The sequence below is a fragment of the Deinococcus marmoris DSM 12784 genome (assembly GCF_000701405.1).
Classification (GTDB): Bacteria; Deinococcota; Deinococci; order Deinococcales; family Deinococcaceae; genus Deinococcus; species Deinococcus marmoris.
On sequence record NZ_JNIV01000008.1, the window covers coordinates 12,555 to 37,897 of the forward strand.

Consider the following 25,343-nt stretch of genomic DNA (forward strand, 5'->3'; position numbering starts at 1 on the left):
CTGCTTAAACTTTACCCGCCACTGCCCGTGAAGCCGTACAGCGACACGCGGGTATCCGCCGTGGGCGTGATCGTCGCCCGGTACTCGCCCGCTGGAAGGCGAGAGTTGTAAAAGGCGTAGGCGTCCTCTTCCAGAACCACGGGCTGCCCCTGGGCATTCACGAGCGCTGCCGTGAACTGCATGGGCGCGGCGGGGCTACAGTACTCGCCCTCCGATACGCAGTCTCCCGGATTGGAGAAGTACAGTTCAGCGTTCGTAGCGTTGGCCGGGACGACGATCTTGAACGTCCGGGCCACTCCATTTTTCAGGTCGAACTCCACGCTTCTGAACTGCTGGTTCAGGGTGAAATCCGCCGCAGTCTGCACGGGCGCGGCCACGTTCACGACCTGTCCGGCGCGCGCCTCGTTGCCGCTGCTGTCCGAGACCACCACCGTCAGTTCATGGCCCCCCGCTGTCCCCGGCGTCCAGCCCGCGCTCCAGGTTCCGGCAGCGTCACCCGTGACCACCGTGACGCCCGTGACCACCTCGGCATTCACGCTGCTCGCCACCAGCGTTCCGTTGTCGTACACCCGAATGGCATTCACCTGCACGTCGTCCGTCGCCGTTCCCTTCAGCGTGGTCACACTGCCCACCACCGCGCCGCTGACCGTCGCCAGCCGGGCCACCGGCATCACGCCGTCCGTGGTCAGGCCAAGCCCACCGCGCATGATGCTCTGGGCGTATTCCAGGGTGGTGGCCTTGTAGGTGGCCGTGTCCTTGCTGCCGTCGCGGACCCAGGCGCTGAAGGATGCCGTGACGTTCAGCACCGAATCGCCCGCCGTGCCCCGCGCGGTCACATTGACGCCCACCTTGCCGCCCGCGCCATTGAAGACGCCGTCCGTGGCGTTGCCCAGGGTATAGGTCACGTTGCCCAGGTCCGTTGTCGGCACGCCGACGCTGCTCCCGGCCACGGCGGCGGTCTTCGGGTTGAGCGCCAGGTTGAAGGTCACGCCGGTAAACAGCGTGTTCATGCTCAGGGTGGGGGCCAGCGTGCTGCTGGCGCGGTCAAACACCGCGTGGAACTTGAGCCGGACGCTGCCGCCGTCTGCCCTCACGGTGGCTGGATTCTCGGCGGCGGGGCCGTAGCCCAGCAGCACCGCGCCGCTGGCGTCATCGAGGACCGCGTTCTCGAAGGTGTAGTCCCCGGCAGGCAGCAGCACGGTCTGCTGAAAGCCGTTGACGGTGTTCAGGGTCAGGGTGGCGCTGCCTGTGCCGGTGGGATCGTAGGTGGTGCCCTGAAAGGCCACGGGCTTCCCGGCACTGTCGCGGACCCGCACATCGAAGTGTGCGGCGGGAAGGGCACCCGTCAGGCCCTGGGCCTCAATCGGGCCAGCGGCGCTGAGCCTGAGTGAAACCAGCGCCGTGGTGCCGGTCTGGGCAGGGGCAGTGGGCTGGGGGGCAGCGGTCTGGGGGGCAGAGGGCTGGGACACTGAGCCGCAGGCGGCGAGCAGGGGCAGGCAGAGCAGCAGGGCGCGTTTCATGGGGAACTCCTTGAGGAAAGGGCGGGATGTCGGCACCGGAGAAGCACGCAACCGGTCTTGCTGGAGAGTTTGCTTCAGCACGTTTGACAACCGACTTACAAATCACCGGGCGGCGCTGATCCAACCTGCTCCCCGAACGCCGGGTCAGGTGGGGACAGGTGCTGCCCAGGCTCATCCGATGACGCCGGAGAGACGACGGACCAAGCGTTACCCCCTCTCCCGTGTGCTGCCGGTCACGGCCAGTCCCACGACATCCCCACCCGTGCCGGGCGGACGGCCCTCGCGGCCTGCCTGGACTGCCATGAGGAAGCCAGGGCTGCCGCCTGGGCGGGCTGGGCAGCACACTCGATTGGGATCAGGCCGGATGCTGGCTGGATGTGGAATGTACAGGTCCGTACCCGGAATACGGGGCTTGTTTCCCTGACGCCCAGCGCCCAGACCCGCAGTAACCTGACAGCATGAATGGGAAAAGAAGCCATATCCTGGTGTCCAACGACGACGGTATCTTCTCGCCGGGCATCAAGGCGCTGGCCCTGGCCATGAGTGAATTCGCCGATGTCACGGTGGTTGCCCCCGATGTCGAGCAGTCCGCCGTGGGTCACGGCATCACCATCCGCCGCCCTCTGCGGTTCAAGCACACGGCGGCGGCGGGCTTTGGCGAGATTCCCGCCTACCGGGTGGACGGCACCCCTGCCGATTGTGTGGTGCTGGGCGTGCATCTGCTGGGACGGCCTGATCTGGTGGTCAGCGGCATCAACCTCGGCCCCAATCTGGGCGACGATCTGACGCACTCAGGCACGGTGGCGGCGGCCATCGAGGGGCTGTCGCTGGGGCTGCCGAGCATCGCCTTCAGCCAGCAGAGTGGCCCGGACGGCGAGTACGATTTTGCTGCCGGGGCCGCCTACGCCGCGAAACTGGCCCGGCAGGTGCTGGTCCACGGTCTGCCGCCGCGCACGCTGCTGAACGTCAACTTTCCCAGCCGCCCGGCTCTGGAGGTGCGCGTGACCGCCGTGGGGCACCACCGCTGGGAGGACAGTGTGGTCACCCGCCAGGACCCCGAGGGCCGCGATTACCACTGGGTGGCCGGAGTGAGCCGCGCCGAGGACGCCCAGGACGAGCGCACCGATTACGGCGCGGTGCAGAGTGGCATGATCAGCGTGACCCCGGTGCGTCTCGATCTGACGGCGCGCGACCTGCTGGAACAGGTTGAGGGCTATCTGCCAGAGGTTTAGGGCGGCTGGTTAACCCGGCACCCGGCCCTGACCTGTCAGCCTCAGCCAGCGCCTCGGTCAACTTGTGGCATCGTCTGGCTAGGCTAGGCTTCGGTCAGAACCTCAAAGCTCCACGCCTTCACGCCGCCCGGCACGCTCAGTTCCGGCACTTCTGTGGCCCAGCGGCTCGCCACCAGATACAGGCCCGGCTGCCCCGGACTGCCCAGCAATTCCGCGCCCAGGAAACCGGGGCAGTTCAGCAGACCTCCTAAAAACCCACGCAGCAAGGCTTCGGCCCCGTCTCCGCGCGCTTCTGCGTAATGCACCCTTTTCACCGTTCCAGTCCTCAGTACAGTCCCAGCGGATTGCGCGGATCCCAGCGCAGGTAGGTGCCGAAATGCAGGTGTGGCCCGGTGCTGCGGCCCGTGTTGCCCACCCGGCCTATCGTCTGCCCCCGGCTGACCAGTTCGCCTTTCCTGATCAGGTTGACGCTCAGGTGGGCATACCGGGTGATCCAGCCGTCCGGGTGTTCGATCACCACGGTCCAGCCCCAGCCGCGCTCGAAGTCGGGGCGTGATTCCAGCACCCGCCCGCTGCGGGCCGCCCGGACGGGGGTGCCCAGCGGAGCCACGATGTCCACGCCGTAATGCATCTCGGAGTCGCCTTCCAGCGTTCGCTCGCCGTAGCCGCTGCTGATGGTGTTGTAGCTGCCCAGCGGCCAGAGCCACCCGCCCGCGCGGCTGGAAGTGCTGGCGGTGCGGACCGTGGCGGCAGGGGTGCGCGTGGAACTGGCCGTCACCGTGCGTGCCGGAATCTTGACCAGCGCGCCCACCTGAACCGGTTTGCCACCCGCGTAGCGCGGATTGGCCCTGAACAACTGGGACAGCGAGACGTTGTACCGCTTGGCGATCACGCTCAGGCTGTCGCCGGACCTCACGCGGTACTGGGTGGCCGCGCCGGGCCGCGCGGGGAGGGTCAGTACCCAGCCTGCCTGCACCCCTGTCTTACCTCGCAATTTCGGATTGGCCGCCTGCACCTGCCCCACGCTGAGGCCCGCGCGGGCCGCGATCTGGCCCAGGGTATCGCCGGATCTGACCCGGTACGAGGTGGCGGCCCCCGCCCAGCCAGTCAACATCAGGCCGCTCAGGGTCAGGCCACAGAGCGCGGCGCACAGGACGTTCTTCACGCCGGAAAGCATACCAACTCGTGCCAGATTTCCATGAGACGCGCTGGCGTTACTCTGTGCGCCATGACCGATACCCGCCGCAGCTATGTTCCGCCAGCGGGCCACATCCGTCTGCGGCTGACCGTCGGCTGGGACGGCGCGGCCTACGCCGGATGGCAGTCGCAGGCCAGCGTCCCCAGCGTGCAGGACACGTTACAGGGGGCATTTCAGCACCTGACGTCTGCTGAGTTTCGTCCTGTCGCCGCCGGACGCACCGACGCCGGAGTCCACGCCGAGGCCATGCCGGTGCATATGGACGTGCCCCAGGGCTTTGGCGTGCCCCTGCCCCGGCTGGCGCGGGCGCTGAACGCCCATCTGCCGCCGACGCTGGCCGTGCTGGACGCTGCACAGGCCCCGCCGGGCTTTCACGCCCGTTTTTCATGTGCCGAGCGGCGCTACGTGTACCGCGTATTGCGAACGCCGCACCGACACCCCCTGTGGGAGGGCCGCGCCCTGCATGTGCGAGGTGAACTGGACGCGGAGGCCATGAACGCCGCCGCCGCCAGCCTGACCGGCACCCATGACTTCGCCGCCTTCGCCACCCAGGAGGACCGCCAGACGGTGCGGGAACTGCGTGGCCTGAGTGTGGTGCCCGGCAGTTCCGTCTGGGAAATCCACGTCGCGGGCCAGAGTTTTCTGCGCCACATGGTACGCGGGCTGGTGGGCACGCTGTTGCTCGTCGGCGCGGGCAAACTGGAGGCGGACGCGGTAGCCGCAATCCTGGCCTCCCGTCAGCGGGCGCAGGCGGGCGCGAATGTCCCTGCCCACGGTCTGTATTTCACAGGTGCGAGTTATGGTGGGCAGGGCTAGGGCTATGGCGAACAGGGAAGAGGCTGACATTCCCCACGCTCAATCCCGCCCTGCCAGCACCACGTACCGTTCCTCCTGGTAAGGCATGCCCCGTGCGCCAGCGTGTGCGTCCCAGGCCGCGCGGCTGGCGGTCTCGCCCATGAACTCACAGCGGGTCTGCCAGTCGGCCCACGACGGTATCCACGCCCGCACAGACACGCGCCATTCGCCTAGCATGGCCCAGCCCACTGCCGCCAGCCGCTCCGGCACACGAGGCACGTCCAGCCGTGGCCCCACGTACAAAAAATGGGCGTCCGGCGCGGCCACAGCGTTCAGATGACCGATCACCGAAGTCGGCCCCCGGCGCGACACGATCAGATTGAAGGGGCCGCGTAAATCCGTGGGCACCTCGCCCTTGCCGTCCCACAGGTGGAATTCGGCTGCCGGAGCATTCTCCCGCGCCAGCCTCAGTATTTCCGGCACCCAGTCGTAGGCTGCCCACCGCGCGCACTGACTGCCGAAACGCGCCGCGTCGGAGCCATGACCACAACCTGCCTCCAGCACGCGGGTGTCTGGGCGCAGGTGTTCCATCAGCAGCGCGTCAAAGGTCAACTCCGGGTTCGGGCCGTCCAGCACGCGGCTCCACGGATGACGGCAGCCGCCCAGCTCTCGGGCCAGTCGGGCGTACCACGCGCGGGAATGGGGCGGGTCAGTCATGATGCCTCCTTACCGAAGAAGATGGCCTCAAAAAAGGCGTGGGGAACGGTTTCCTCCACGCCTTGCCTGCCCTGCCCGGATGGTTCAGTCCTCGTCCCTGGCCCCCGAGCTGCCCAGAATGGCGCGGTACTCGTCGATCTGTCCGGCCTGGGGTCCCTCGCCGAGTTCGCGGGCGATCTTTTCGATGGCCAGCCGCACGACCTCGCTCTTGCTGATCAGGCGTTCGGGACTGGACAGCTCGTAGGCGGTGCGTGTCAGCAGCGCGTCCTGCTCGTCACTGATGACCACCTGCAAGCGTTTGCGTTCCTTTTTGGGCATGCCTCTCCTGGTGTGGGCCGCGCGGGGCTGACCATGAAAACGGGTCAGAACGGGGATGCGGCGGACCGTGGGCCGAGCGTAGCATGGGGGGGCACTCACCTCAACATCATGCTCAGGGGATGGGGGGAGATCCACGTGTATAGAGGAAAGGAGTAGACAGAGAGTAGACGTACAGTGAGCAAGATGTGTAAGATACACCTGTGGACCCAGATTTGGTGAACTTTCCGTCACTCCATTAGACTGTCCCGGTTTGCTGTTGTCTGAACCTTCCCACTTCGCTTCCAAGAGGATGAACTCCCATGCAATTAACCCCACTGCACATCAAGGGTGGCCGCGCGCTCAGCGGCGAAATTACCGTTCAACACAGCAAGAACGCTGCCCTGCCGGTGATCGTCGCCACCCTGCTGAGCTGCGAGCCGGTGACCCTGCACGGTATTCCGCGTCTGAGCGACGTGTACACCATTCTGGACCTGATGGCGCACCTGGGGACGCAGCACAAGTGGGTGGGGGACAACAGCCTGGAACTGTACACGCCCGAGATCCTCAACACCGACGCCCCTTACGCGCTGGTCAGCAAGATGCGCGCCAGCTTTATCGTGATGGGCGCGATCCTGGCCCGTGCCGGGCAGGCCACCGTCAGCATGCCGGGCGGCTGCGCCTGGGGACCGCGCCCGGTGGACCAGCATGTCAAAGCGTTCCGCGCGCTGGGCGTGACCATGACCGAGGACGGCGGCAACTTCGACGCGCGGCGCGAAGGCAGTCTGAGCGGGCATTTCGTCTTTGAGCTGCTGACCGTGGGCGGCACCCACAACGCCATCCTGGCCGCTGCGCTGGGCGACGGCGTGGTGGTGCTGGACAACGCCAGCATCGACACCGATGTGGTGGACATGGTGGAGTTCCTGAATTCACTGGGCGCGGACATCACGGGCGCGGGGACCAACACCATCACCGTGCGCGGCGTCGCTGCCCTGCGCGGCGGTTCGTACACGGTGATTCCTGACCGCATCGAGGCCGGAACGTTCATGATGCTGGCCGCCGCCAACCGCTGCAAGCTGCGGGTCCGCAACGTGCGCCCCGATCACCTGCGCGCCGTGACCGCCAAATTGCAGGAAATGGGCGTCGTGATCACCGAGGACGGTAACACCCTGATCGTGGACGCCACCGGGACGGAGCTGAAGCCGGTAAATGTGACCACCCAGAGCTTCCCCGGCTTTCCCACCGATCTGCAACCGCAGATGAGCGCCCTGCTCGCCACCGTTCCTGGTACCAGCGTCGTGCAGGACCCGGTGTACCCGGACCGCCTGACCCACGTCGCTGAACTGCACCGCATGGGCGCGAACATTACCGTCAGCGGCTACACGCAGGTCATTCAGGGCGCAAAATTGCACGCGGCCCCGGTCAAGGCCGCTGACCTGCGCGCCGGGGCGGCTCTGTTCATCGCCGCCCTGACCACCGAGGGCGAAACCGTCATCGACGGCGTGCAGTACCTGAACCGGGGTTACGAGCGTCTGGCCGAGCGTCTGCGCGGCATCGGGGCCAACGTGCAGCAGCACGACATGGCCCTGGCCATGGACTGAGGATTCAAACTAGAAACGCGCCTGTCTCTTAGCTGGAGGCGGGCGCGTTTTCAATTGCAGCACGGTGACCGGGGCATCCGGCAATGCAGCGGAGATTGACCCCAACGCGCCCTCAGGCCTGCGCCCCGCCCGGCATGATGGTGCTGGGAATCACGCCCAGACGCCGCAGGGCCTCGCTCCAGCGACCTGCTGCTGGAATGTCCCACAGCAATTCCGGGGTGTCCTGCTCCACCCAGACCCAGGCCCCGGCCCGCGCTTCCTCGGTGAGCTGCCCGGCGCTCCAGCCCGCGTAGCCCAGCACCAGCATGTAGCGCTGTCCGCTTTCCATCACGGCGTGCAGAACGTCCAGGCTGCTGGACACGTTCAGGCCCGGCACCAGCTCCATCTCGCCGTCCAGTTCCAGCGCGTCCGGGTACAGGCACCAGCCCAGCGTGGGGTCCACCGGGCCGCCCAGCCATGCCGGGGTGTCCTGTCCCTCGGCCCCGGCCATCAGCTCGGAGACGGGCTGGGGCGTCGGCGCGTTGACGATCAATCCCATCGCGCCTTTCGCGTCATGTTCCAGCAACAGGATGACGGTGCCGCCAAAGACCTCGCCGTGCAGGTGAGGACTGGCGACCAGGAAAGTCAGTGGCCCACTCATTACTGGACAGGATAGCGGGCAGGCGGCTGTTGCACGCGGCGGGGTGTCATGGCAGGGTGTGACCGCCACAGGGACTGCACAAAAAAACCCCCGCCGAAGCAGGGGCCTGAGACTCCAAAAGTTGTCTGGGGGTTAAGCGCTGGCTCCCGGTCCACGCCGGGCGGCACGGCGTTTGGCGGGTGGGGTGGGGGTGGATGCCTCGTTGCCACGCGGGGTTTCCAAAGCCTTCAGGCCGCCCACCAGGGCCACGTCCAGCACCTGATCCACCGTTTCGCAGGGGTGGAAGCGCACGCTGGAACGCAGGTGGGTGGGAATGTCGCGCAGGTCCGGCTCGTTGGCCTTGGGCATGATGATGTGCTTGATGCCCGCACGGCGCGCACCCAGCACCTTTTCCTTCAGACCACCGATGGGCAGGTAGCGTCCGGTCAGGGTCATCTCGCCGGTCATGGCGACGTCGTGGCGGGCGGGGATGCCGGTCAGGGCGCTGATCAGACTGGTCACCATCGCGCCGCCTGCGCTGGGGCCTTCCTTGGGAATGGCTCCGGCGGGAACGTGGACGTGGATCTCGGAGTCCTCAATGCGAGCGCGGTCGATGTGGAAGCGTTCGGCGTTGCTCTTGATGTAGGTCAGGGCGGCGCGGGCCGACTCCTTCATCACGTCGCCGAGCTGTCCGGTCAACACCAGTCCCTTGCCGGGCATGATCGAGGTTTCCACGAACAGGATGTCGCCGCCGACGGGGGTGTAGAACATCCCGGTGGACACGCCCACCATGTCCTCGCGGTTCTCGGTTTCGGGGGTGTGACGGGCCTGGCCCAGGTAGCGCTCCAGCTCCTTGTCGGTCACCTTGACGCGCTTGACGTCCCCGGTGGCAATCCGGCGGGCCACCTTGCGGGCCACCGTGCCGATCTCGCGTTCCAGGTTGCGGACCCCGGCCTCACGGGTGTAGTGGCTGATCAGCCGTTCCAGCGCAGCGTCGGTAAAGCTGATCTGATTGGGCTTCAGGCCGTTCTGCGTCAGTTGGCGGGGCATCAGGTAGCGCTTGGCGATTTCCAGCTTCTCCTGCTCGATGTAGCTGGAGAAGTCGATCACTTCCATGCGGTCCATCAGTGCGGCGGGAATCTGCTCGGGGTAGTTGGCGGTGGCGATGAACATCACTTCGCTCAGGTCGAAGGCCACGCCCAGGTAGTGATCGGTGAAGTTCTGGTTCTGCGCGGGGTCCAGCACTTCCAGCAGCGCTGCACTCGGATCGCCCTGATACGAGCTGCCCAGCTTGTCCACCTCGTCCAGCAGGATCACCGGGTTCTTGGTTCCGGCGGTGCGCAGGCCCTGGATCAGGCGGCCCGGCATCGCGCCGATGTAGGTGCGGCGATGGCCGCGAATATCGGACTCGTCGCGTGCGCCGCCCAGCGCAATCCGCACGTACTGGCGGCCCAGCGCCTTGGCGATGCTCTGCGCGATGCTGGTTTTCCCGACGCCGGGAGGCCCGGTGAAGACCAGGATCGGCCCCTTGTTGACGTCCTCGGCGCTCAGCTCGCCGCGCTCGGCACGCTCTTTACGCAAGCGGCGCACGGCCAGGAATTCCAGCACGCGGTCCTTGACCTTCTCCAGACCGTAGTGGTCCTCGTCCAGCACCTGCGCGGCTTCCTCGACTTCCAGGCGGTCCTCACTGCGGGTGTTCCACGGCAGTTCCGTGACCCAGGTCAGGTAGGTGCGGATCACGCTGGCCTCGGCGGCGTCGGGGTGCATCCGGGCCAGACGGTTGACCTCGCGGTCAATTTCCTTCTTGACGTCGGGCTTCAGCTCCAGCGCGTCGATCTTGGTGCGGAACTGCTCGGCCTCATCGCCTTCCTCACCGTCTTCACCGCCCTGCAACTCTTTCTGGATGACCTTCATCTGCTCACGCAGGTAGTACTCGCGCTGGTTCTTGTCGATCTCGTCTTTAACCTGCGCGCGGATCTTGGCCTGCACCGCCTGCACTTCCTGCTCGGTGTCCAGCAGCGTCAGCAGCGTGCGGATGCGGTCCGTGAGGCGCACGGCTTCCAGCAGCGCCTGCTTGTCCTCCAGCTTGAAATCCAGGTTGAAGGCGATGTGATCGGCCATCTCGCCCACGTCGTCCTTGCCGTTGATGGTCTGCACGCTCTCGCTGCTGATCTTGCCGTTTCCGGCGATCACGTCGAAGCGTTCGCGCAGTTCGCGGCTCAGGGCCTGCAACTCCACGGGGTTGTCGGCGGGTGCGGGCAACTCGGTGATGCTGGCGCGCAGGTAATCGCCCTCGGTGTACTTGCCCACCTTGACGCGGGCCACGGCGCTGACCAGCATCTGCACGGTGCCGTCGGGGTTCTTGCGGACGCGCAGCACATTGCAGGCGGTGCCGGTGTCGTACAGGTCCGCGCCCTTGGGATCATCCACGTCCTTGTCCTTCTGGGACACGATCAGGATGACCTTCTCGGCGTTCATGGCGGCCTCGATGGCGTTGATAGAGATAGAACGGCTGGCGTCGATGTGCTGCACCATCGTGGGGTAGATCACGCTGCCGCGAACCGGGCAGACGGGGACAATTTTGGGGAGATTCAGGCTGGTGCTTTGGGTCTTGTCGGTGGGCATGCGGAACTCCTTTGGCCCTTGCAGGTCAGTGGAAAGAGGAGGTCTCCGGTGGCATGTACTGATGGATCTGCCAGGAAACTTGAGTGCAAGTATATCAAGTTTAAGAAGTCAAGGCAAGTGCTTTCTGAAGCTGTAGCGGGCGGTCTGGGCCAGCGGTCTACCGTGTCTATGTCACTCCCAGAGCGTACTCCCGGTGCGCTGACACCAACCTCACGCAAGCTGACGGCGGCTTAACGCGGGCGGGGGTCTGCTTCTCGGGGGGAGGCCAGGGATATCGCCTACTTTACCTGACGGGCGGGAGGCGCATCAGTCGCATCTCGTGCCGTTCAGCCCCTAAGCTGAGTTATGGCCCAGGTCCGTTTCGTGATTCCAGAGTTGCCGCCGAACATGCCGCATGGCGTCCTGTTCCTGACTGGGGATCACCGGAAGTGGGGCAATGACCCGGCAGGCTGGACCTTCGAGCGTTCGGGAAACAGAGCCGTACTGGACGCCGATCTGCCCGAGGGCGCGTTGCTGGGGGTCAAGGTCCGCGTATCGCATGACGAGCAGGCCACGGAAGAGGGCGACGTGTGGGGAGGCCGCACCCCTGCCCATAAAGCTGTTGTCCACGGCGATATGGAAATTCAGCTCCAACTGGAGGGCTGGCAGGACACTCGACAGGGCAGAGGACGGCCTTCCGCCTCGGCCCCGCCGCGCGAGGAATTGACGCTGGCAGCGCCCTGGGGCGAGCAGATTGTACGGCTATGGTGGCCCGAAGCATCCACGCCGCCCTTGCCGCTGCTGATCATGCACGACGGCCAGAACGTGTATGACGAGGCTTCCACCTTCGCCGGGCAGAGTTGGAGCGTCGTTGAGGCTGCCCAAGCCCTGGCCGATGAGGGCCATCCCTGCCTGATCGCTGCTCTGAGCGTGAACGACGAGCGCAGCCGCCGTTACGCGCCGTTTCACTTCGAGATGAATGATTTCAACTCTGGGGCGGACGAGTATCTGGACTGGATTGCAGACACGCTCAAGCCCGCGCTGGCCGAGCGTTTCGGCATGGCTCCGCAGACAGCTCTGGCCGGGTCATCCTTTGGCGGCCTCGTCACGCTGTACGGCGGCTTGCGCGCTCCCGCCGAGTTCGCCACGCTGGGCGTCTTCAGCCCGGCCATCTTTCCTGCCGATTTCGAGTTGCTGCGCTGGATGGAAAACCGCCCGGCCCCACAGTCCCGCGTCTGGCTCGACATGGGGGACCGCGAGGCCGCTTCTCTGAAGGGTGCGGCAGAGATGGTGGCGCTGACCCACGATCTTGCTGCCCGCCTGAAACCTAGAGTGCGTGAAGTTCACGTCACCATCGGGGCGGACCACTGGCACGACGAGGCCGCGTGGGCGGAGCGTTTCCCGGCTTTTCTGCGCTGGTGGCTGGAAGGCTCGCCCACTTCCCGGGAATAGGATTTACAGGCTGGCTATCGCGTCTGAAATGCCCTGCTCTCCGGCCACCATCTCGAAGGTCTTGCCCGCCGTGGACGGGTCAGTCAGACAGGCCAGGACCACGCTCGCCACGTCGTCGCGCGGGATCATGCCGCCTTCTACCTGCCCGCCCACCGTGACTCTGCCGCTGCCAGGTTCGTCGGTCAGGCCGCCAGGGCGCACGATGGTCCAGTCCAGACCGCTTTGCTGCACATGGCCGTCCGACTGCGCCTTGACCTTCAGCACCTGCTGCAAAAAGGGCGGCATCTGCTCCGGGCGGTCCACGCCCATGCTGCTGACCACGATCAGCCGCTTCGGGCCGCGCTCCGCCAGGGTGTCGGCCACGCGCCCCAGGGCCTCGCCGTCGATGGCCTGATAATTGCCGCCCGCGCCGCCGCCTGCGGCCCAGACCACTACGTCTGAGCCGTCCAGCACCGCCTGCCAGTCGCCCTCCAGATCGCCCATGACGGGTTTTGCGCCGTAAAGGGACACCATGTCGGCCTGCTCCTCGCGGCGCACCAGCGCCGAAACCTCATGTCCTGCTTTGGCGGCCTGCGCCACCACCCGGCGGCCCACACCGCCCGCCGCACCGATCACTGCGATCTTCATGGCCCAAGGCTAGAGCGGGGCCAGCAAAAGTAAAGGGCCAGCCCCCTTAGTCTGGGCGTATCCTGCCCTCATGAGCGACGCCGCCCGTCCCGATCTTTCCGGCTCCAGTTCCAGACGTGGCGGCGGGCCGCAAGCCGCTGCCCCCGAAGCCGCGCCGCCCGCCGCCGATCCACGGGTCTACCGCGCCGTGCTGGCGCTGACCTACCTGCCCGTGATGCTCAGCGGCGCACACCTGGAAGTCCACGGGCGCGAGCATGTGCCGCCGCCCGGCACGCCATTGGTGGTCGCGGCCAACCACCGTTCCGGCCTTGATCCGTTCATGGTGGCCCGCTCCCTGCCGCCGGGCCGCCTGGTGCAGTTCATGGCAAAAAAAGAGCTGTTCGTCCCCGTGATCGGCTGGATCATCAGCACGGGCGGGAGCTTTCCCATTGACCGTTCGGGCAATGATCTGGGGGCCGTGCGGATGGCGGTGCGAATCCTCAAGAACAACGGCACGGTGGGCATCTTCCCGCAGGGAACGCGCGGCGGCCCGGCCCTCCAGGGCGGTGTGGCCTTGATTGCCGCCAAGGCCCGCGCCCCGATCCTGCCCGCTGGCATCTGCCGCGAAGGCAAACGCTGGATCGTGCGTTTCGGCCCGCCCATCGAAGCGCAGGGCGGCATTAAAGGCGTGACGGCGGAGCTGGGTGAGCGGCTGCGGGAGCTGGCGCAGCCTGTGGGAGAGCTGGTCTAGCCGCAGGGCGTAGCCAGATTCACCTTTCCCGCATCTGCGGTTCCCGCACCTGTGTTTCCCGCGTCTGCGTTTCCTGCGCCTGCGCCCGCAGCACATGCTTCAGCACCTTGCCGCTGGCCGTCTTGGGCAGCTCTGCAACGAGGTGGACATGGCCAGGCAGGGCGTATTCGGGCAGATGTGGGGCGCAAAACCCGCGCAGTTCCTCGCCGCGCACGCCCGCGCCGGGGTGCAGGGTGACGAAGGCCACCGCGCAGGTCTGGTCCGGCTGCGGATGTGCGGCCACCACCACGGCCTCGCGCACGCTGGGATGGCGGTACAGCACGGCCTCGATCTGCGCGCTGGAGACGCTCTGGCCGCCGATGGTCAGCAGGTCGCCCGCCCGGTCCAGAATGTCCACCCGCCCATCGGGATGAACCACCGCCAGATCGCCGGTATGCAGCCAGCCGCCGTCCAGCGCCCGCCGGGTGGCCGCGCGGTTCCTGTAGTAGCCTTTCATGACCTGATTGCCCCGAATGACGATCTCGCCAGGGGTGAAGCCGTCGGCGGGAACCTGCTGCCCGTCCTCTGCCACCACGCGCACCTGACCGCCGAACATCATCGGGTGACCCTGGCGGGACAGGATGCGGGTGTCGCCTTCCTCTGAGTCCAGTTCGCTGACGGTCATGACCGCATTGGTTTCCGTCAGGCCGTAGCCGTGCAGCACCTGAAAACCCTGCGCCTGAAGCTGTTCCAGCAGACGCGGCGGCGGGAGCGTTCCGGCCATCAGCAGCCGCACCGGGCGCGGCAGGGTCATGGGCGCAGCGGAATCCGAGAGCGGCGTCAGGATGGCGGGCGAGGCGAACAGATGCGTGATCCCGCGTGTCATGAGTGCCCGCCTCAGCTCAGGTGTCTCGTCGCCGCCCAGCATCACATGGGTGCCGCCCGCCGCCGTCACCGCCCAGGCGCTGCCCCAGCCGTTGCCGTGCGCCAGCGGCAGGGCATGCAGGTACACGCTGCCGGGCCGCAGGTTCAGGTGGTACAGCAGGTTGCTGAGGTTGATATAGGCATTGCGGTGCGTGACCATCACGCCCTTGGGATCGCTGGTGGTGCCGCTGGTGTAATTGATGCTGATGGGCGAATCCTCGTCCAACGTGGACGGAACTTCAAGAGGAGCGGGGGAGACGGCACTCAGCCTCGCGCCCAGATCAGAAGCGTCTCCGATTTCAATGATGAGGATGTTGAGTTCGCCCAGCCGCTCGGCCACACGCGCTAGACAGCCTGTGTCCACCAGCGCCACCACCGGATCGGCGTGGCCCGCCAGAAAGCGCAGTGCCTCGTCGCTGAAGGCGGGATTCAGGGGCACGATGACGCCTCCGGCCAGCGGAACGGCGAGAAAGGCCAGCAGCGCATCCGGCGTGTTGGGAGAAATCAGCAGGGCATGGGTGCTGGGCCGCAGACCATTTTCCCGCAGCAGCGTGACGAGGCGGGCAGTGCGGTCTGCCAGCTCTGCGAAACTCCATGTTTTCCCGCCCGACTCGATGGCCGGACGTTTTTTGTGGATGTGCAGGGCGCGCAGAACGGGTTCGAGAGGGGTCAGTGGCGTTTTCACGGCGGAGCCTCTGGCAGGGGGAAGGTGGGGGATAGAATCAGCCCAGTCTGAGGATTGACCCTCAGCATTTGCTCTAAATGGTCTAGACAGATCAGCCCCGATCTCTCATTTGGGTAATAAGCGTCTAGACAAATACACATTCACAGCCTGAGCCATACGCCCATAATCACTTCACCGACAATCTTCGCTTTGCTCATCCTCTGTTCTGTCAGACGCTGTTCTCAGGTTCCTTCACGCGAGGTGTCATGTCACAGCCTTCAACTCCCCAACTCGAAGTTCACGGAGTGACCCTCACCTTCGGCGGCCTCAACGCGCTGACCGACGCGAGCCTGACCGTGCCGCCGGGCGAGATCGTCAGCATCATCGGGCCGAACGGGGCAGGGAAGACCAGTCTGCTGAACTGCATCAGCGGCTTTTACCACCCGACAAAAGGCCGTATTACCTTCGGTTCCCATGACCTGAGCCGCGCCGCACCCAACGTGGTCACCAGTTACGGCATTGCCCGCGCCTTTCAGAATCTGGAGCTGTTCCGGGGCCTCAGCGTGGTGGAAAACCTGCTGCTGGCCCGGCACACGCACCTGCGTTACGGCCTGCTGGACAGCCTGATCTTCTATGGCCGCGCCAGCCGTCAGGAGGCCGAGAACCGCGCCTACGTGGAGCGCATCATCGACTTCATGGAGCTGGAGGAACACCGCGCCCACCCCGTCGGCACGCTGGCCTACGGCATCCAGAAGCGGGTGGAGGTGGCCCGCGCCCTGACCCTCGCGCCCCAGTTGCTGCTGCTCGACGAGCCGATGGCGGGCATGAACGTGGAGGAAAAGGAAGACATGGTGCGCTTCATTCTGGACATCCAGCGCGAGCAGGGCATCACCATCGTTTTAATTGAACACGATATGGGCGTGGTCATGGACATCAGTGACCGCGTGTACGTGCTGGATTTCGGCCAGTTGATCGCGGGCGGTAAGCCTGAAGAGGTCAGTGCCGATCCGCGTGTGATTGAGGCGTATACGGGTGTTGCGGAAGAACAGCAGGCGGTGGGCGCGTGACCCCCTACGACGTCGGGGATGTTACTGAGCTGACCATTCCCCGGCTCCTTGCAAAACGTGCGGCCCAGACGCCGAAAGCCGTGGCCCTGCGCCATAAGGAATACGGCATCTGGAACGAGACGACATACGCGGAATATTTGACGCGGGCTCAGCAGGTGGCCGCCGGGCTGCACAAACTCGGCATCGTGCGCGGGGAGAAAGTCGCCGTGATGGCCGACAACATTCCTGCCTGGGTCTTTATGGAAATTGGCGTACAGGCGCTGGGAGCCGTCAGCGTGGGCGTGTACCAGAGCAGTTCGTCCGAGGAAGCCCGTTACGTGCTGGACTACACCGACGCCGTGGTGGTGCTGGCCGAGGACGAGGAGCAGGTGGACAAGCTGCTGGACCACCGTGCCAGCCTTCCCCACATCCGCAAGGTGATTTACGAGGACGGGCGCGGCATGAGCAAGCACGCGGGCGACGACTGGTTCATTTCCTTTGAGGAACTGCTGGAACTGGGGCGGCCCGAGGCGGCCCGAGTCTTTGACCGCGAGGCCGCGCTGGGCAAACCCGACGACGTGTGCCACTTCAGCCTCACCTCTGGCACCACCGGGAACCCCAAGGCGGCCATGCTGTCCCACCGCAATCTGCTGTATATGGGCAAAGCGCTAGGCGAGGTGGACCCGTTAAATCCTGGCGACGATTACCTGTCCTTCCTGCCGATGGCCTGGATCGGCGAGCAGATGATGACGGTGGCGGTGGCCCTCGCCAATGCCGTGACGGTCAACTTCCCCGAGAGCAACGAGACGGCCATGAGCGATCTGGTGGAGATCGGCCCGCACTTCATGTTCGCCCCGCCGCGCGTGTGGGAGGGCATTCAGAGCAGCATGTTCATTCGGATGCAGGAGAGTTACGGCCCCAACCGGGCGCTGTATCGCAAGCTCCTGCAATGGAGTACCGACGCCGCCGACGCCAGCCTGAGCGGGAAAAAGGCGAGTGGCGCGGCGGGCTTCAAAAAGTGGCTGGCGTACTGGGGGCTGACCCGTCCGCTGCTGGATCAACTGGGCTTTCTGCGCCTCAAACGCGCTTATACCGGCGGCGCGGCGCTGGGGCCGGACGTATTCCGCTTTTACCACGGCCTCGGCGTGAACCTGAAGCAGATTTACGGCCAGACCGAGAACATCGGCATCGCCTACGTCCACCGCGACGGCGACGTGCGCTTTGACACCGTGGGCAAGATCCTCCCTGGCGGCGAGGTCCGAATTACCGACGAGGGCGAGATCCTCAGCCGCAGCCCCGCCGTGGTGGCGGGCTATTACAAGCGCGACGACGCCAGCGCCGAGACGATTCGTGACGGCTGGCTGCACAGCGGCGACGCCGGACGCCTGACCCCCGAAGGCCACCTTCAGGTCATTGACCGCCTGAGCGACGTGATGAAGACGGCGAACGGCGAAACCTTCAGCCCGCAGTTCATTGAGAACCGCCTGAAATTCAGCCCTTATATCAAGGAGGCAGTGGCCTTTGGCGACGGCCAGCACGAGGTCACGGCTTTCCTGAACGTGGACCCCCTGACCGCCGGGCAGTGGGCCGAGAAACGCCAGATTGCCTACAGCACGTACATGGACCTGAGCAGCAAGCCAGAACTGGCTGAGCTGATCCTGAAAGAGGTGGAGGAGGCGAATGGGCGACTGGAACCCCATGAGCGAGTCGCCCGTTTTGTGCTGCTGTACAAGCTGCTCGACGCCGACGACGATGAGTTGACGCGCACCGGCAAGGTCCGGCGCAAGCTGATCCGCGAGAAGTACGCGCCCATTGTTGCCGCTCTCTACGACGGCTCCGAATCTGTGCGGGTGGAGGCGACGTTCAAATACCAGGACGGGCAGACGCAGAGGGTGGAGACGGCTGTGGTTGTTTATCGCGTACCGGGGATGGAGCGGGCGGTTCCGCGATCTGGAGTGGCAGCGGCGCGGGTGGGGGCGTGATGGTTTTGGACGGTGTGAGTTGGTGGCTCCCACGCAAACCCCTCAGTCGGCGTCGCCGCCAGCTCCCCTTGAGGGGAGCCAGGAGTGCGCTGCTGGCCGGGCAATTCCGAGACTCTTGCCTCCCTTCTAATGAGAGGTGGCCCGAGAGGCCGGACTCGCAGAGCTGCGAAGCAGAGGGGTTAAACCGTGGGACCCACCCCAGAAAACTGCCAACCCAACACCACATCCCCATCACCCCGTCCCAAAAGGAGGTCTGAGTGGACTTACTCCCACAACTGCTGATCGCGGGCGTCGTGATCGGCAGCGTCTATGCCCTGGCCGCGCTGGGCTTCGTGCTGATCTACAAGTCCAGCCGCGTGATCAACTTCGCGCACGGGCAGATCATCGCCACCGGGGCGTTTATCGCCTTCGCACTGACCCAGCGGGGCGTCAATTTCTGGCTGGCCGGGCTGATCGCCATGCTCACCACCTTCCTGCTGGGCATGCTGATCGAGCGCGTGTTTCTGCGGCGCATGGTGGGCCAGCCGATTATCGCGGTCATCATGGTCACCATTGGCCTGAGCAGCGTGATCGACGGCCTGATTCACCTGACGCCCTACGGCGCGGGAACCTTCGGCTTTGAGCGCCCTGCATTGCTGACCGGGCAGGGCATCGAACTGTTCGGCCTGCCGCTGTCCAAGACCCAGATCGCGGGCGTGTTGATGGCGCTGGCCTTGCTTGGCGGCTTCACCTACTTCTTCAACAAAAGCACCCTGGGCATCACCATGCGCGCCGTGGCCGATGACCAGATGGCGGCCATGAGCGTCGGCACCAGCGTGGAGCGCGTGTTCGCACTGGCCTGGGCGGCGGCGGGCCTCACGGCGGCGGCGGCGGGCGTGATCCTGGGCCTGATGAGCGGACTGACGCTGGGCGGTCTGGCAGGCATTGGTCTCAAGGTCTTTCCGGTGGTGATCCTGGGCGGTCTGGACAGCGTAATCGGGGCCATCGTGGGCGGCATGCTGATCGGCATTCTGGAAAACCTCTCGGCGGGCTATCTGGACGGCGTCGTGCCGGGGGGCGGCACCCGCGAGGTGTTTCCCTTCATCATCCTGATCATCGTGCTGCTGATCCGCCCTTACGGGCTGTTTGGTACGAAGGAGATCGAGCGTGTATAGGTCCGGCATGGTGGCAAGCGGCTTGAGAGTGAGACCCACGAAGGGCGTGCGCTGATGCCCGCCTCCCGCTTTACCCAGACCGGCAATTACCGCACCAAGTACCGGCAGGACCAGACGATCTTCGCCACCTATGCCGAGCAACTGAGCCTGATCGTGCTGATCGGCCTTTTGCTGCTGCTGCCGCTGATCCTGCCCAAGACCATGCTGCGCGACGTGAACATGATCATGATCTACGCGGTGGCGGTGATCGGCCTGAACATCACCACCGGATACACCGGCCTGATCAACATCGGGCAGGCGGCGTTCATGGGCGTGGGGGCGTACGCCACGGCACTGGCGGCCACGCGGCTCAACCTCCCCTTCTTCCTCGCCATTCCGATTGGTGGACTGGCGGGCGCGCTGGTCGGCACCTTTGTTGGCCTGCCCAGCCTCCGCCTCAAATACCTGTATTTAGCGGTTGCCACCCTCGCCTTCCAGATCATCTTCGAGTGGGGCGTGGGGCACACGCCGCTGCTGGCGCAGGGGGGCGCGATCAGCCTGCCGCAGGTGCAGGTGTTCGGGGTCAAGGCCACGTTCTTTAACCACAATTTCGTGTGGTACTACCTGATTCTGCCGGTGCTGGTTGTTATGGGCCTGCTGTGGCGCAACGTGCTGCGGACCAAACACGGACGCTCACTGATCGCCGTGCGGGACAATGACCGGGCTGCCGCCGCGATGGGGATCAACCCCGGCACCGCCAAGATCATGGCCTTCATGATCGGCTCGTTCTACGCCGGCATCGCGGGCGGGCTGTTCGCGTACTTCCAGAAAGCCGTGGTGATCGAGGATTACGGCCTGCACATCTCCATTCAACTGCTGGCGATGGCGATTGTGGGCGGGCTGGGCAGCCTGCCGGGCTCGTTCCTGGGGCCGCTGTTTATCGTGACGCTGGACCGTCTGGTGGGCAACGGCAGCCAGTGGCTGGGGGCACAGAACCTGTTCCCGGCGGGGGTGGATGTGGCCACGGCGCTCCGCCCACTGTCCTTCGGCCTCGCCATCGTGCTGTTCCTGATGTTTGAGCCGCGCGGGCTGGCCAACTGGTGGCGACTCTCCAGGCTGTATTTCAAGAAGTGGCCGTATAAGTTCTAGCGGCCCCACAAGTGCAACGAATCCACCCTCCAATATCAACGTCAATCCAAATCCCTACCCGCCCTCTCACCGTTCGGAGGTTCCACCCATGAAGAAGACCCTGATGCTGTCCGCCCTCGTTTCCCTGTCCTTCGCCGCTGCTCAGAAAACCGTGACGCTGCCGTGGTCCGGGGCCATCACCGGACCGACGAGCGACGCCGGAGCCAGCTACGCGGCGGGCGTGGAGGACTATTGCAAGTACGCCAACGCGCAGAAAATGCTGCCGGGCATCACCCTCAACTGCGTGACCCGCGATGACCAGTACAACAACGCCAACACCCAGCGCAACTTCGAGGATTTCGTCGCCAACCTGAACGCCCCGGTGTTCCTGGGTTACGCGACGGGCGGTGCCCTGCAACTCAAGAGCGTGATTCAGGAAACCAAGATTCCCACGCTGACGGCCAGCTATCACATCGGCATCATCGACGCGCCCGACAACACCTACACCTTCCTGCCCGTCAGCAGCTACAGCGAGAACATCGTGGCGCTGCTGGAATACATCGCCAAGAAGGAGCGCGGCGCGAAGGTGGCGCTGATCGTCAACCCCAGCCCCTTCGGGCGTGACCCGGTGGTGGACGCCCGCAAGGCCGCCACCCGTCTGGGCCTGAAAATCACCGACGTGCAGGAGGTGGGCGGCAACAATCTGGACAATACCGCCCTGCTGAAGCGGCTGGAGTCGCAGGGCGCGAAATACATCATCAACCAGAACACCGCCGGGCCGGTGGCGAACATCCTGAAGGACGCCAAGCGGTTGAACCTGCTGGGCAAGATGCAGTTTATGGGCGCGCACTACACCGGTGGGGAAGACCTGACCAAGCTGGCCGGGGACGCCGCCAAGGACTTTATCTGGGCCACCAGTTACTACCTGTACGACGAGGCCAGCCAGCCGGGCATCATTCTGGCGAAGAAGATCGGCGCACAGTTCAAGCGCAATGCGGACACCATCCGCAGCGTGCATTACACCAGTGGACTGATGGCGTCGGCCATTGCCATCGAGGCCATGAAACGCGCCGGGGCCAACCCGGACGCCGCCGGGGTCTACAAGGGCCTGATCAGCATGAACGGCAGCAAGTCGTTCAACCCCGGCTTTGCCGTCGGCCCGGTGACCTTCAGCGCCAAAGATCACATCGGCGCGGAAAGCCTGCGGCTGTTGCAGGCCGATGCCACCGGGAACTTCAAGGCGATCACCGGGGCGCAGCGCAGCGCACTGTTCCAGCTTGTTCACCCGCTGAAGTAGGGCGCGTCGTCTAAAGCCTTCTGCTGCCTGGGCAGATGGCTGGGGAGGGGAGGCGTGTGACTCGCGCCTCCGCCCCACGTCACCCCAACACCCGCCTCGGAGGTCCACCCTCATGACCCTCTCCACCCCCCAACCTGCTACCGCTCCGCCGCCCCAGACTTCGGCCAGCAAGGACGACCTGACTGTCAACAACGTGGAAGTCGTCTATCACGACATTATTCAGGTGTTGCGCGGCGTGAGCCTGACCGTACGGGCCGGTCAAGTGACTAGCCTGCTCGGCACCAACGGCGCAGGAAAAACGACAACACTGCGGGCCATTTCAGGGTTGCTGAAACCCGAGAACGGCAAGATCAGAGAAGGCACCATTTCCTTTGCGGGCAAGATTTTAAGCGCCCTCAACGGCACCGACGTCGTCAAATCCGGCGTGGTGCAGGTGCCGGAGGGCCGCCGCGTCTTCAAGCACCTGTCGGTGGAGGAAAACCTGCGGGCCGGGGCGATTCTGGGCCGGGGCAACTGGAAAGACGATCTGGAGCGCATCTACACCTACTTTCCCAAGCTGCCCGCACTGCGGCACAAGCAGGCCGGGTACACCTCCGGCGGCGAGCAGCAGATGATTGCCATTGGCCGCGCGTTGATGGCCCACCCGAAAGTGCTGCTGCTGGACGAACCCAGCCTGGGCCTTGCGCCGCTGCTGGTCGCCGAGATCTTTGACAACGTGCGCCGCATCAACCGCGAGGAGGGCCTGAGCGTGCTGGTGGTGGAGCAGAACGCCAACATCGCTCTTCGGAACAGCGATTACGGCTACGTCATGGAAAGCGGACGCATCGTGATGGAAGGCCCCAGCGCCCACCTCGCCAGTAACCCTGACGTCAAGGAGTTTTATCTGGGCGTCACCGAGGGCGGCGTCCGCAAGAGTTTCAAGGACGTCAAGAGTTACAAGCGGCGCAAACGCTGGATGTGAAGGGCGTTCGGGTGCCTACGCTCTAAACAAGACGTCAGGGCTTTTAGAGCCTATTCGGAAAGTGGAGCGTCTGTTTTGATTAAGGTGCGCTGGGAGGGCGTCTGCGGTTCACCCCCTCCCTAACCCTCCCCCATAAAGAGGGAGGGAGTGGAAACACTGTCTGAGTCACATTAAATCTGATACTCACCTTCGACTTCCCGAATAGGCTCTTAGCTCCTCCCTCCTTGCGGGGGAGGCTGGGAGGGGGGTGGCAGGCACCGCCTGCCTTGCCTTTAAGGACAATCAATGACCAACACACTCCAACCAAGTTCCACCGCACCCGCCAATCAGGCTGAATTGCTGGTTCGCCTCAAGAGCCATCCCCTCTACCGCGCTGCCCTCAAGCAGACCTCTGAAAACTCCAACTGGGGCACTGTTCCCTTCCTGACCCGCGAACGACTGACGGAGGCTTTTGAGGCGGGCGAACTGGCCCACCCCGACGCCGTGCGCGTTCATCTCACGCCGCATCTGGGCGGGGGTTGGCTGCCCGAATACGCCACGCGGGCGGACATTGACGCGCACGGGCAGGCGGCGGCGTCGGCTTTCGCGCGGGCGGGTGTTCGCCCTGAAGATCACGTTCAGATCGCCTTCGGCTTTCACCGCTTCGCAGGCGGCTGGATCATGCAGGACGGCTTCGAGGCGCTGGGCACAAAAACCCTGCCCTTTGGTCCCGGCGAATCGGAAGCGCAACTGGACGCCATTCGGAAACTGGGCGTGCGCGTCCTCGTTTCCGCCCCCAGTTTCGCGCAGAAGCTGGGCGAGGCAGGTGCGCGGGTAGAACTGCTGATCTCGTCGGGCGAGCCGCTCACCAGCATCGCGGGCCGCCGGGAGCGGGTGGAAGCGGCGCTGGGCTGCGTGGCCCTGGACGCCTACGCCAGCAGCGAGGCCGGAATGATGGCCCTGGAAACCCCCGAAAAGAACGGTCTGCGCGTGCTGGAAGACTGGGTCCATCTGGAAGTCATAGATCCCGAAACCGGGGCGGCCATGCCGGACGGTGAACGCGGAGAACTCGTCGTGACCCATCTGAGCAAGCAGGCCATGCCATTGCTGCGCTTCCGCACCGGGGACCTGACCCGGCTGGAAAGGCGTGCGGACGGTGTTTATCTGCCCGGCGGCGTCTTCGGCAATGTTGGCGGCATGCTCAAGGTCAAGGGCGTCAAGCTATTCCCGCGTGAAGTCGCGTTCTGGCTGGCGGGGCATGGGCTGGACCACAGCCAGCACACGCTGAGGCTGTGGTCTCAGGGCGGCGCGGATCGCCTGGGGTTGACTGTTCGCGGCGAGATGCCTGAGAGCGTGGACGTGCTGCTGGCCGACTTCCAGCGCCGTTTTGCCATCCGGTTGGATGCGCTGGCCGTCACCACGGATCACGAGGGCGCAGGCGTGCTGGACGAGCGGTAATAAAGGCAGAAAATCGAGACAGAAAAAAGCCCCAGCAACTGTGGGGCAGCCTTCCTGACTTCACCCGGCCAGGTTAAATTGTTTGGCCCCCTCAGCATGGGGCCTGCGCCTGTGCGGCGCGTGTGAGGGAGATTGAGCTGGCCTTGGGTGACCGCCGACTGGACCGTCATGTGATACATGAAGGAGTGTGACTGGCCGCAAGAAGCAGAAAATCAGAATCGTCCGCCCGCCTGTGCGTGAAGAAACCGGTGGCAGCGGGGATTATTTCGGGGTCCGCCCCGCCAGACTCGGCCAGAGGTTGGAAGGGATGACTGCCCTCACCAAACCCGGCGTGCGCGGTTTTCCCGGTGTGGACGCGGCCCAGGAGTTGTTGGCCCAGACCATGCGAAAGGACCGGGTGTCGGGCGAGGTGCTGGACCTGTCGGCGGCAGGTGGATTGCTGGGCAGCTTGCCCGGTGTGGCCCTGCGTGCGGTGGAGGGTTCGGCGGCGGCGCTGGCAGTGCTGGAGTCTGCGGGTTACGAATTTCTGGCTGCTGCCCCCGGCGATGCGCTGGCTGAACGCTGGCCCGAACGGGCGCGCACGGTGGCACTGACGCTGGCCGGGGACCGGGGCAACGCTTACATCTCGGCGCAGATCGCCTGGGCGCACGCGCAGACGCCTCCGGGCGGCACACTGTATCTGGCGGGGGACCGCGACAAGGGCTTTGACCGCTATGTGCGCGCGGCGGGCGCAGCATTCGGGACAGGGGAGACGGTGGCCCGTGACGGCGGAATGCGCGTGGCCCGTCTGACCCGTCGCCCCGGCCCCACGCCGCTCCTGCCCGAAGCCGAGAACTACGAGGCGTTCGGCATCCAGATTGTCGGTTTACCCGGAGTCTTCAGCGCGGGCAAGGCGGATAAGGCGACTTCTCTGCTGCTGGAGACGTTGGGAGAACTGGACCTGTCCGGCCAGCACGTTCTCGATCTGGGCTGCGGCGCGGGCCTGATCGGTGCGTGGGCGGCCCGGCGCGGGGCAAAGGTGACCCTGGTGGACGGCGACTTGCAGAGCGTCCGCAGCTCGCGCCTGACGCTGGAGGCGAACGGATTGGCGGGCGAGGTCATCCACTCGGACGTGGACGCGGCTCTGGGCGAGCGCACCTTCGACATCATCCTGACCAATCCGCCCTTTCATGTGGGGCGCGGCGTGGTGCTGGATGTGGCACTGGAGTTCCTGGCCACGGCCTCACGCCGCCTGAAGCCGGGTGGCACGCTGTATCTGGTAGCAAACGAACCTCTGCCCTACGAAACGCCGCTGCGTGAAATCGGCCCGGCGCGGGAACTGGCGCGTGCGGGCGGATTCAAGGTACTGGCGGCGACGCGCGGCTGACCTGACCGGGAACCTTTTCCCCGTTTGACACGTAATG

At 65.3% G+C, this 25,343-nt stretch carries 22 protein-coding genes; 13 read left to right on the top strand and 9 right to left on the bottom strand.

Annotated features, from left to right (window positions below):
• Window positions 1-11 precede the first annotated feature (11 nt).
• Window positions 12-1,520 carry an Ig-like domain-containing protein gene (locus tag Q319_RS0102775; RefSeq protein ID WP_029480366.1) on the bottom strand — a complete coding sequence of 503 codons (1,509 nt, stop codon included), beginning with the start codon at window positions 1,518-1,520 and terminating at the stop codon, window positions 12-14.
• Window positions 1,521-1,978: 458 nt separating this feature from the next.
• Here Q319_RS0102775 and surE point away from each other — a divergent pair, with 458 nt between their 5' ends.
• Complete coding sequence (gene surE, locus Q319_RS0102780) at window positions 1,979-2,752, top strand: 5'/3'-nucleotidase SurE (RefSeq protein WP_029480367.1); 774 nt, start codon at window positions 1,979-1,981, stop codon at window positions 2,750-2,752.
• A gap of 83 nt (window positions 2,753-2,835) precedes the next feature.
• Here the strand turns inward: surE and Q319_RS0102785 are convergent, their stop codons facing one another.
• A complete protein-coding gene (locus tag Q319_RS0102785; protein WP_034413498.1) occupies window positions 2,836-3,057 on the bottom strand; it encodes an antibiotic biosynthesis monooxygenase family protein in 222 nt (73 codons plus the stop codon).
• A gap of 20 nt (window positions 3,058-3,077) precedes the next feature.
• Window positions 3,078-3,917 (bottom strand): M23 family metallopeptidase, encoded by an 840-nt coding sequence (locus Q319_RS0102790; RefSeq protein WP_245618917.1) that lies wholly within the window; start codon window positions 3,915-3,917, stop codon window positions 3,078-3,080.
• Window positions 3,918-3,980: 63 nt separating this feature from the next.
• On the opposite strand from Q319_RS0102790, the gene truA reads away from it, so the two are divergent.
• Window positions 3,981-4,766, top strand: a complete 786-nt coding sequence (gene truA, locus Q319_RS0102795; RefSeq protein WP_034413502.1) for a tRNA pseudouridine(38-40) synthase TruA — start codon at window positions 3,981-3,983, stop codon at window positions 4,764-4,766.
• Window positions 4,767-4,805: 39 nt separating this feature from the next.
• On the opposite strand, the gene Q319_RS0102800 is transcribed toward truA, so the two are convergent.
• Both Q319_RS0102800 and Q319_RS0102805 read right to left on the bottom strand, forming a co-directional pair.
• Complete coding sequence (locus Q319_RS0102800; RefSeq protein WP_029480376.1) at window positions 4,806-5,462, bottom strand: class I SAM-dependent methyltransferase; 657 nt, start codon at window positions 5,460-5,462, stop codon at window positions 4,806-4,808.
• An 84-nt stretch (window positions 5,463-5,546) separates the two neighbouring features.
• A complete protein-coding gene (locus Q319_RS0102805) occupies window positions 5,547-5,780 on the bottom strand; it encodes a hypothetical protein (RefSeq protein ID WP_029480378.1) in 234 nt (77 codons plus the stop codon).
• Window positions 5,781-6,079: 299 nt separating this feature from the next.
• Here Q319_RS0102805 and murA point away from each other — a divergent pair, with 299 nt between their 5' ends.
• Window positions 6,080-7,357, top strand: coding sequence for a UDP-N-acetylglucosamine 1-carboxyvinyltransferase (murA, locus tag Q319_RS0102810; RefSeq protein ID WP_029480380.1), 1,278 nt, complete (start codon window positions 6,080-6,082; stop codon window positions 7,355-7,357).
• Between the two features lie 112 nt (window positions 7,358-7,469).
• Here the strand turns inward: murA and Q319_RS0102815 are convergent, their stop codons facing one another.
• Complete coding sequence (locus Q319_RS0102815; RefSeq protein WP_029480382.1) at window positions 7,470-7,997, bottom strand: YqgE/AlgH family protein; 528 nt, start codon at window positions 7,995-7,997, stop codon at window positions 7,470-7,472.
• A 132-nt stretch (window positions 7,998-8,129) separates the two neighbouring features.
• Window positions 8,130-10,601: an endopeptidase La gene (gene lon, locus Q319_RS0102820; protein WP_029480385.1), complete on the bottom strand. Its 2,472-nt coding sequence runs from the start codon at window positions 10,599-10,601 to the stop codon at window positions 8,130-8,132.
• Between the two features lie 345 nt (window positions 10,602-10,946).
• Here lon and Q319_RS0102825 point away from each other — a divergent pair, with 345 nt between their 5' ends.
• On the top strand, window positions 10,947-12,032 hold the full coding sequence (locus tag Q319_RS0102825; RefSeq protein ID WP_029480387.1) for an alpha/beta hydrolase: 1,086 nt from the start codon (window positions 10,947-10,949) through the stop codon (window positions 12,030-12,032).
• Window positions 12,033-12,035: 3 nt separating this feature from the next.
• Here Q319_RS0102825 and Q319_RS0102830 read toward each other — a convergent pair whose 3' ends face one another.
• Window positions 12,036-12,659, bottom strand: coding sequence for an SDR family oxidoreductase (locus Q319_RS0102830; RefSeq protein ID WP_029480389.1), 624 nt, complete (start codon window positions 12,657-12,659; stop codon window positions 12,036-12,038).
• A 70-nt stretch (window positions 12,660-12,729) separates the two neighbouring features.
• Between Q319_RS0102830 and Q319_RS0102835 the strand changes: the two genes are divergently transcribed.
• Complete coding sequence (locus Q319_RS0102835; protein WP_029480391.1) at window positions 12,730-13,389, top strand: 1-acyl-sn-glycerol-3-phosphate acyltransferase; 660 nt, start codon at window positions 12,730-12,732, stop codon at window positions 13,387-13,389.
• Between the two features lie 19 nt (window positions 13,390-13,408).
• On the opposite strand, the gene Q319_RS0102840 is transcribed toward Q319_RS0102835, so the two are convergent.
• Window positions 13,409-14,977 (bottom strand): AMP-binding protein, encoded by a 1,569-nt coding sequence (locus Q319_RS0102840; RefSeq protein WP_051655049.1) that lies wholly within the window; start codon window positions 14,975-14,977, stop codon window positions 13,409-13,411.
• Window positions 14,978-15,222: 245 nt separating this feature from the next.
• Here Q319_RS0102840 and Q319_RS0102845 point away from each other — a divergent pair, with 245 nt between their 5' ends.
• From Q319_RS0102845 to Q319_RS0102880, 8 genes are all read left to right on the top strand, one after another.
• Window positions 15,223-16,023 (top strand): ABC transporter ATP-binding protein, encoded by an 801-nt coding sequence (locus Q319_RS0102845; RefSeq protein ID WP_029480395.1) that lies wholly within the window; start codon window positions 15,223-15,225, stop codon window positions 16,021-16,023.
• Window positions 16,020-17,984 (top strand): AMP-binding protein, encoded by a 1,965-nt coding sequence (locus tag Q319_RS0102850; protein WP_051655050.1) that lies wholly within the window; start codon window positions 16,020-16,022, stop codon window positions 17,982-17,984. Before Q319_RS0102845 ends, Q319_RS0102850 begins: the two co-directional genes overlap by 4 nt.
• 257 nt (window positions 17,985-18,241) lie before the next feature.
• Entirely contained in the window at window positions 18,242-19,138 is an 897-nt protein-coding gene (locus tag Q319_RS0102855; RefSeq protein ID WP_029480400.1) for a branched-chain amino acid ABC transporter permease, read from the top strand.
• Window positions 19,139-19,192: 54 nt separating this feature from the next.
• Window positions 19,193-20,266: a branched-chain amino acid ABC transporter permease gene (locus Q319_RS0102860; RefSeq protein ID WP_029480402.1), complete on the top strand. Its 1,074-nt coding sequence runs from the start codon at window positions 19,193-19,195 to the stop codon at window positions 20,264-20,266.
• Between the two features lie 88 nt (window positions 20,267-20,354).
• Complete coding sequence (locus Q319_RS0102865; protein WP_029480405.1) at window positions 20,355-21,542, top strand: ABC transporter substrate-binding protein; 1,188 nt, start codon at window positions 20,355-20,357, stop codon at window positions 21,540-21,542.
• Window positions 21,543-21,654: 112 nt separating this feature from the next.
• Complete coding sequence (locus tag Q319_RS0102870; RefSeq protein ID WP_081845860.1) at window positions 21,655-22,503, top strand: ABC transporter ATP-binding protein; 849 nt, start codon at window positions 21,655-21,657, stop codon at window positions 22,501-22,503.
• A 285-nt stretch (window positions 22,504-22,788) separates the two neighbouring features.
• Entirely contained in the window at window positions 22,789-23,940 is a 1,152-nt protein-coding gene (locus Q319_RS0102875; protein ID WP_051655051.1) for a phenylacetate--CoA ligase family protein, read from the top strand.
• Window positions 23,941-24,127: 187 nt separating this feature from the next.
• On the top strand, window positions 24,128-25,306 hold the full coding sequence (locus Q319_RS0102880; RefSeq protein WP_029480410.1) for a class I SAM-dependent methyltransferase: 1,179 nt from the start codon (window positions 24,128-24,130) through the stop codon (window positions 25,304-25,306).
• Window positions 25,307-25,343 lie beyond the last annotated feature (37 nt).

Coding starts and splice junctions, on each gene's coding strand:
- Q319_RS0102830 (WP_029480389.1), bottom strand. CDS start 12,659: ATGAAGATCGCAGTGATCGGTGCGGCGGGCGGTGTGGGCCGCCGGGTG.
- Q319_RS0102860 (WP_029480402.1), top strand. CDS start 19,193: ATGCCCGCCTCCCGCTTTACCCAGACCGGCAATTACCGCACCAAGTAC.
- Q319_RS0102865 (WP_029480405.1), top strand. CDS start 20,355: ATGAAGAAGACCCTGATGCTGTCCGCCCTCGTTTCCCTGTCCTTCGCC.
- Q319_RS0102845 (WP_029480395.1), top strand. CDS start 15,223: ATGTCACAGCCTTCAACTCCCCAACTCGAAGTTCACGGAGTGACCCTC.
- Q319_RS0102815 (WP_029480382.1), bottom strand. CDS start 7,997: ATGAGTGGGCCACTGACTTTCCTGGTCGCCAGTCCTCACCTGCACGGC.
- murA (WP_029480380.1), top strand. CDS start 6,080: ATGCAATTAACCCCACTGCACATCAAGGGTGGCCGCGCGCTCAGCGGC.
- Q319_RS0102775 (WP_029480366.1), bottom strand. CDS start 1,520: ATGAAACGCGCCCTGCTGCTCTGCCTGCCCCTGCTCGCCGCCTGCGGC.
- Q319_RS0102875 (WP_051655051.1), top strand. CDS start 22,789: ATGACCAACACACTCCAACCAAGTTCCACCGCACCCGCCAATCAGGCT.
- Q319_RS0102805 (WP_029480378.1), bottom strand. CDS start 5,780: ATGCCCAAAAAGGAACGCAAACGCTTGCAGGTGGTCATCAGTGACGAG.
- truA (WP_034413502.1), top strand. CDS start 3,981: ATGACCGATACCCGCCGCAGCTATGTTCCGCCAGCGGGCCACATCCGT.
- surE (WP_029480367.1), top strand. CDS start 1,979: ATGAATGGGAAAAGAAGCCATATCCTGGTGTCCAACGACGACGGTATC.
- Q319_RS0102870 (WP_081845860.1), top strand. CDS start 21,655: ATGACCCTCTCCACCCCCCAACCTGCTACCGCTCCGCCGCCCCAGACT.
- Q319_RS0102835 (WP_029480391.1), top strand. CDS start 12,730: ATGAGCGACGCCGCCCGTCCCGATCTTTCCGGCTCCAGTTCCAGACGT.
- Q319_RS0102800 (WP_029480376.1), bottom strand. CDS start 5,462: ATGACTGACCCGCCCCATTCCCGCGCGTGGTACGCCCGACTGGCCCGA.
- Q319_RS0102825 (WP_029480387.1), top strand. CDS start 10,947: ATGGCCCAGGTCCGTTTCGTGATTCCAGAGTTGCCGCCGAACATGCCG.
- lon (WP_029480385.1), bottom strand. CDS start 10,601: ATGCCCACCGACAAGACCCAAAGCACCAGCCTGAATCTCCCCAAAATT.